Here is a 5,966-nt window from a genome sequence, read left to right on the forward strand (position 1 = left end):
GCCCCTCCCTGGAGGGTGACTTCAGCCCGGTGCGCTCGGCGTGCTCTCGCGCAGGGAGGCATACGGGGGCTGGATGAAGACGGCGCCCGGCTCCTTGCGGAACCAGGTGAGCTGGCGTTTGGCGTACCGCCGCGTCTCCTGCGCGGTGTCTCGAATCGCCTCGTCCACGGACAGGCGGCCCTCCACCACCGCACGTGCCTGCACGTAGCCCACGCTTCTCATCGGGGCGGCATCACCCAGGCCTCGCTCCAGATGTGCCCGGGTTTCCTCCACGAGCCCGGACGCGAACATGGCCTCCGTGCGCGCGTTGATGCGGCCGTACAGCTCCTCTCGCGGCGGGTCCAACACGTAGAACCGGAAGGGATACCGGTCCGGAGCGAACGCATGGGCCTTGCGGAACTCGGAGGCGGGCACGCCCGTTTGCGCGTGGATCTCCAGCGCGCGGACCACTCGCACCAGGTCTTGAATGGGCAGCTTCGCCGCGGTCTCCGGGTCCACTTCCGCCAGCCGGCGATGGACGGCCTCGCGCCCCTGTTCCGCCGCGAGCGCATCCAGCTCCGCGCGCAGCTCCGGGAGCGCTCCCGGGGCGTCCACCACGCCGTGAAGCAGGATGCGCAGATACAGCCCCGTGCCTCCCACGACGACCACGGGCCGACCGCGTCCGGTGATGTCGGCGATGGCCGCGTCCGCTCGGCGCTGGTACTCGGCGGCGGAAAACGTCTCCATCGGGTCCACCACGGACACGAGGTGATGCGGCACCGCGGCCAGCTCCTCCGTCGAAGGCTTCGCCGTGCCGACGTCGAAGTGCCGGTACACCTGTTGCGAGTCCGCGCTGACGATCTCCCCACCCAGGCGACGCGCCACCTCGATGGCCAGCGACGTCTTCCCCGACGCCGTCGGCCCGGCCAGCACCGTCAACGTCGGTCTCCCCTCCTGTGCCTCACCCATGTCCCGACACTCCCAGGGCCTCACGCACCACGGTGGCGGCGGACGCATCTCGCGAGAACACCAGACGCACCGGCTCCACGTCCGTCAGCAACCTCCCCGCCGAGGCGAGCAGCGCACCGCGTCCCTCGGAGGAGGCCTCCGACAACAGCGCATTGTGCACCAGCACCCGGCCCACGTCCCCAGCACGCTGGCGCTGCTCCCAGCGCGAGCTCGAATCCCAGGCCAACGTCCCCACTGCGCGAAGCCGGGCCTCACGTGGGAACCCGAGGTTCCACGGCGTCCCCGCGGCCCGCCATGTGCGCTCCATCGCATCGGGCCAGACCGCCACCAGCTCATCCGAGAGCAGCGCCTCGCCAGCGTCCATCCACAGCCCACCCAGGGTGCTCTTGCCCGCGCCCGAGTGCCCCGTGAAGAGCGCCGCCGCGTCGCCATGCACGAGCGCCACGCCATGCACCAACAGGCCACCGCGACGCGCCAGCTCCGCCGCCAGCATCACCCGCAGCACCACCTCCACGGGGAAGCGACCCGCGCCGACCACCTCACCACGGAGGCCGTCCGCGTCGAGTCTCGCCGAGTAGTCCTCCCCCTCCAGCCGGAGCGAGCCATCCTGCTCACGCCAGGGTCGGGGAAGCTCGCGGGTCGTCGGCTCGGGGCGGGCCATGGAGGGGGCCACGACGCGCAGCCGACAGATTCGGACACCGGCCGAGGGTGGAGCAATGACGAAGCCCGCCAGGGAGCGGTGCAGCAACTCCCGGACACGGGAGTCTGGCACCTGAAGGCCCACGGTCCATCCAGCGATGGAGAGCCATGGGCCTGACGTCTCCAGGCCGTCTTCGTCGGAACCGCCGGAGCGCTCGGGACCGGACGGGCCGGCTCCCGACGCGTTCAGGGCGTGCACTCCGACTCGCCGGGGATGTTGCACTGAGACATGGCCGCGAGCGCGACGAAGGGCTGCTCCCACAGGATGGCGGGAGCCTCGTAGCGCGAAACGGCCTCGGTGGAAGCAGTCCGAGGAACCTCCGTCGACGGCGACGGAGAGGACGAAGGAGTCGAGGGATTTTTCACGGGAACGGTACCGGGAAGGCGCAGATGCGGCCGTCCTGAGAGCCCACATGCAGTCGGGAAACGGTGGTGTCGATGGTCGGAGTGCCGATGAGCTGAGTGTCGCCGATGGACACCTGCTGCGAGTCCACGCCGCCAATCATCTCGAGCTGATGCACCTTCCCGTCGGAGCTGCCCACGTAGATGCGGACGACGCCGTTGGAGTTGAGGGTGAAGGTGCCGGAGGGATTCTCGATAAGCGTGGTCCACACCTGCGAGGGCGTCGTCGCCCCGGCTGTCGTGTAGTCCCAGAACTCCACGCTGCCACTCGCGAGGCTGGCCACGAAGCCCCAGCCCAGGGGCCGCACGAAGCTGGTGAAAGCGGGCGTGCTCGGCGAGGGGCGCGTCGCCACATTCGCACTCCACACGGGCGCCAGCGTGCCCGCGTCGATGCCGTGGACGACGCCATCGCTGTTGGTCGCGAAGATCTGATTCGCCACGGCGTTGCGCACCAGGCTGTGCTCCAGGTCGCCCAGGGAGAGGCGCGTCACCTCGGTGCCGGTCAGCGTGTCCAGGACTCGGAGCGAGGCCGTCGATCCACCATGCGTCTTCGAGCCGATGAAGAGGCGGTTGGTGGTGTAGTCGACCACCATGCCGCCACTCACCATGCCCAGGTCTCCTGGCTGGTAGGTGAAGACCGGAGTGCCCGTGCGCGCGTTGAGCGCCACCACGCGATTCAGGGCCGGGTTCGCCAGTCGCGTCGCGAAGAACGCCAGGTCCAGGTTCGGCCGCGCGGCCTTGTATGCGGCGTTCGCGTAGTCGTGGAGCTGCGTCACGGGGAAGGACTGGATGGTGCCAATGGGTGCGCCGGTGTTGTCCCAGCGCCACAGCTCCGTGCCGGTGGTGGCGTTGAGCGCGTAGGCGACGCCTGACTGGTCGGCGGTGAGAATGTACTGGCCTGCCAGGCCATTGAGCGGCACCACCGGGAAGCGGCTGCCGATGAGGCCCGACAGCGGAAGCGGACGCCAGCGCTCGGCACCGTCGGCCGAGGGCGTGGTGACATTGGTGAGGTTGGCGACGACCGAGTCGTTGAAGGAGCTGAAGATGCCCACGCCCAGCTCGGTGATGGGCTGGAGGCGCGCATCCAGGCCCACCGAGTAGCACCACAACGGCGCCGCACCGACGCGGGCCTGGGGCGTCGCGATGAGCGCCGCCGAGGCCGTGGGCCTGCTGCCCGCCGAGTACCGTCCCACGTCATCCGTGTTGAACACCCGGTAGTGGTACGTGGTGCCGTTGACGACGGTGGTGTCGGTGATGGAGGACGTCGAAGTGAAGCTCTCGGAGGCGACGACGGTGGCGTTGCCCAGGGTCGAGCCGGCGGCGTAGGTCCGACCGGCGACCGGCAGCGTGTTGGGTGCGGCCCCCGCGGAGCGAAGCACCAGCACGCCGTTGTGAACCGCGGGGTTGTCCCACGTCACCGTCACGCTCGCATCCCGAGCCACCGCGGTGAGCCGCTCGACTTCCGGCGCAGTGCCCGTGGCGATGGTCACCGGGGCCTCGATGCGCGCGGCCGATTCGGACGCGTACGCGAGAGGCAGATGCATCCGGTGGCGGAACGCCGTGGGCGCGGTGACGTTTCCGACGGTCGCGTACGTCACGGTGAAGGCGCGCTCCTGGTTGGGCATGATGCGCGCGGGGTTGTTGTTCGCCGTCCAGGTGAAGCTCGTCGCATTGCTCGAGATGGACCACCCCGCAGGAGCCGCCGGGCTGCCGCTGACGAACGGGAAGAAGTTCACGGCGGGCCGGAGCAGCGTGACCTGCTCGAGCGGCAGCGTCCCCCGGTTCTGCACCGTGTAGACCACCGTCTGGTTCGGCACGCCCGGAACGAGCACGGACGGATTCGCCTTCAGGCGGTGCGTCACGATGCGGCCCTGTCCCGAACGAACGACCTGGGTCGTCGCGGCGCTCCCGTTCAACGTCGCATCCGCCTGCACATCGAAGGCGAAGTCGGAGAACTCGGCGCCGGTGAGGGTGTAGCTCCAGATGAAGTGCGCGGAAGCGCCGGGGGCCAGGCGCGACACGCTCGCGGGACTGGGGCCGGAAGCGAGGGCCGCCACGGCAGTGCCCACGAAGATGGGGGCACGAGGCGTCACGTTCAGATAGGACGCGGTGGTGGACGTGTTGGTGACGCTGAGCCGCACCTTCACCGTCTCACCCACGAAGGCGTGGACGTTGTCCACGTCACCCGAGGCCGCGAGCACACCCACGTTCACCATGGGCGTGTCGGCCACGGCCGAGGTGACCGATCCGCTTCCGTTGGTGGCGCGGACGCTGGCCACCATCGTCCCGCCCGTCTCAGTGGTGGCTCGAGCGGAGAGGATGGCCGCGTTCCGCAGGGGAATGTTCACCTGGAAGTTGGCCGGCTGGACCTCGACGACCTCGAACGAGACACCGCCCACGCCGGTGCTGGGGCCTTCCGCCGTGATGTTGTTCTGGGCGGCCGTCTGGCTGGTCCGGTTCTCGATGACGAGGCGCGCGGTGAGGTCGTCGCCCACGGGAAGGACCCGTGGCTGGATGTCGACCCGCGTGGACAGCCCCACGCGCCGCCACTCCGCAGCGGCCGTCGTCCGGTTCGTGCCGAAGGACTGGTTTCCGCAGGACTCGTGGGCCGTCAGCGTCGTGAACCGCTGGCCCGTGGCATTGGCCGCCGTCACTTGCGGAATCATCCGCAGCGTGAAGGTCGCCGTCTGGTTCTGCATCAGGCCGGCGTCCGCCTGCGCGCAGTTGACCGGGATGTTGTACGTCACCAGGCGCGCCGCGATGAAGTGGTCCGCGACCCAACCCGTGGGCGCCGGGCTCTCCAGCAGCGTGTAGCCCGTGGGCAGCGTGAACGACACCTGGTTGATGGGCCGGAACTGCGGCGAGGTGCTCCGGGTGTTGTTGCGCACCTCGACGCGCAGCTCGGAGACCTCATCCATCACCACGGTCGCCTGGGTCTCCCCGGGCTCCGCGAGCGTCGTGAAGACGGCGGCGCGGGTCGTGCTCTGGGCCAGCGCGGCGGAAGGAAGGACGAGCACCGCGACGAGCACGGCGAGGCGGGCGTTCAGCGTGGGAATCATGGCGGAAGGCCTCACGTCACGGCTCCAGGGTGAAGGCGGCCGTGGTCAGCGGCGCGCCGTCGAGAAAGAAGCGAACCTGCCACGTCCCGCTCATGCCGGAGGTGGCCACCGTCGTTCCGGCCACGGGCAGCGAGAAGCGCACGGTACGAGTCACGTCCGGCTTCGCCTCCACCACGGAGGTGCGACGCTCGTACGGATGGCCCGAGGGCGACACGAACTCGACCTCCACGCGGCCCTTGCCACGCACGCCGCTCACCGTCAGGTCCACGTCCACCTGGGACACGTCCGACAGGCCATGCGCGTCCAGCCCCACCACCTCCGCGTGTCCTGAGACGGGCGTCGGCATCGGCTCTCCCTCCGCGGCTTCAGCCGTCGGAGGCCGGGCGGCCTCGCTCTCCTCGCCCAGCACGTCCGTGGGAGCAACGGGCTCCACGGCGGGCGGCGTGCCCTCCGCGGGTGCATCCGTCCAGTCGAACACCCGGGGAGAGATTCCGCTCTCCGTACAGGCCGTCAGCAGCAGCGCCGCCGCCGAGCAGCCCGCCGCAATGCGCGCTCGCATCACCGTACCTCCTGAAGCTCGTCGACCAGGCCCAGTCGGGCCAGGTCCGTGAGAAACCGCAACGTGTCCGTGAGCACCTGCCCCACGTCCATGGAGAACTCGCGGGCCACGACGTCGGCCACCGAGCGCGCGGAGCGCGTCCCGTCACTGAGCTCCCAGATTCGCACCGCCGTCGCGTTGAGGCCACGCAACGTGCGCCCCTCCGCGTCCAGCAGGAGAAAGTCCGCGCCGAAGCGCTGTCCCTCCGCCCCCACCCGTCGCCGCGGAAGATGGTCCGCCGAGAAGTCGCCGCTCATGGG

General features: G+C 69.9%; 6 protein-coding genes. All 6 read right to left on the minus strand.

Going from position 1 to position 5,966, the window contains the following annotated elements; translation table 11 throughout:
• Positions 1 to 21 precede the first annotated feature (21 nt).
• Positions 22 to 948, minus strand: a complete 927-nt coding sequence (gene miaA, locus HR086_RS43810) for a tRNA (adenosine(37)-N6)-dimethylallyltransferase MiaA (protein WP_174468611.1) — start codon at positions 946 to 948, stop codon at positions 22 to 24.
• The gene (locus HR086_RS43815; protein WP_373564437.1) at positions 941 to 1,846 is read right to left on the minus strand and encodes a hypothetical protein; all 906 of its coding nucleotides are present in this window, start codon (positions 1,844 to 1,846) and stop codon (positions 941 to 943) included. The genes miaA and HR086_RS43815 overlap by 8 nt, the downstream gene beginning before the upstream one ends.
• Positions 1,834 to 2,013 carry a hypothetical protein gene (locus HR086_RS43820; RefSeq protein ID WP_141646463.1) on the minus strand — a complete coding sequence of 60 codons (180 nt, stop codon included), beginning with the start codon at positions 2,011 to 2,013 and terminating at the stop codon, positions 1,834 to 1,836. Before HR086_RS43820 ends, HR086_RS43815 begins: the two co-directional genes overlap by 13 nt.
• Positions 2,010 to 5,123, minus strand: a complete 3,114-nt coding sequence (locus HR086_RS43825; RefSeq protein WP_373564438.1) for a dehydrogenase — start codon at positions 5,121 to 5,123, stop codon at positions 2,010 to 2,012. Before HR086_RS43825 ends, HR086_RS43820 begins: the two co-directional genes overlap by 4 nt.
• A 1-nt stretch (position 5,124) precedes the next feature.
• Complete coding sequence (locus HR086_RS43830) at positions 5,125 to 5,667, minus strand: hypothetical protein (protein WP_174455485.1); 543 nt, start codon at positions 5,665 to 5,667, stop codon at positions 5,125 to 5,127.
• The coding region (locus HR086_RS43835) for a PqqD family protein (RefSeq protein WP_306663481.1) at positions 5,667 to 5,966 on the minus strand (300 nt) is incomplete at its 5' end. The genes HR086_RS43835 and HR086_RS43830, both read right to left, overlap by 1 nt.

Source organism: Myxococcus sp. CA039A (assembly GCF_013336645.1).
Lineage (GTDB): Bacteria > Myxococcota > Myxococcia > Myxococcales > Myxococcaceae > Myxococcus > Myxococcus llanfairpwllgwyngyllgogerychwyrndrobwllllantysiliogogogochensis.

Coding starts and splice junctions, on each gene's coding strand:
- miaA (WP_174468611.1), bottom strand. CDS start 948: ATGGGTGAGGCACAGGAGGGGAGACCGACGTTGACGGTGCTGGCCGGG.
- HR086_RS43830 (WP_174455485.1), bottom strand. CDS start 5,667: ATGCGAGCGCGCATTGCGGCGGGCTGCTCGGCGGCGGCGCTGCTGCTG.